This window comes from Cryobacterium sp. MLB-32, from assembly GCF_000738085.1.
GTDB lineage: Bacteria > Actinomycetota > Actinomycetes > Actinomycetales > Microbacteriaceae > Cryobacterium.
Genome location: NZ_JPRS01000745.1, coordinates 1 through 483 on the forward strand (window position 1 = coordinate 1; position 483 = coordinate 483).

The window sequence follows — 483 nt, forward strand, 5'->3', positions numbered from 1 at the left end:
AGTCAGGGTGTTGGACACGACGTACTTGGGTCGAGGATTCATTGCGCCTGAGTACGGGTTTGAGTCGTCGGTCTGACCACCCCAATATCGTGCGAACAGTCCGTAGGTCTTGCGGCCGAGGAGAAACGCGTCCGCGCGCTGCCACGTCGAAGCGATGTACGCGGCCGACTCCTGATCGCCGGTCGGGATTGCCCAGCCGCCGCGCATAAAACCGGGATCGAGCTCGTCATTGTTGCCGCCGTTTGCCTGCATGACGCCGTCAACGCTGACCTGGATCGAGATCGTGAGATTTATGGTGTTGCTCCCCTGTTCCGAGTTTTCTCTGCGGGCGGCTTCATTATGTGAGCGAACACGATTGCCCTGATTCGACAGTTGTTCCTCAAAACCGTCCGATTCTGTACACCTGCACCGTTTGCTAGGAAGTCGAAAATACGATGGGAGAGATAAGCATCGGAGGGGATTAAGCGCCGTCGAACCATGAGG

The 483-nt window shown here is 57.1% G+C and carries 1 pseudogene; it reads right to left on the reverse strand.

The features are described 5' to 3' along the window. Positions 1 to 252 (reverse strand): annotated as a pseudogene (locus tag JF66_RS21190) (dihydrofolate reductase); the annotation flags it as partial. Positions 253 to 483: the final 231 nt, after the last annotated feature.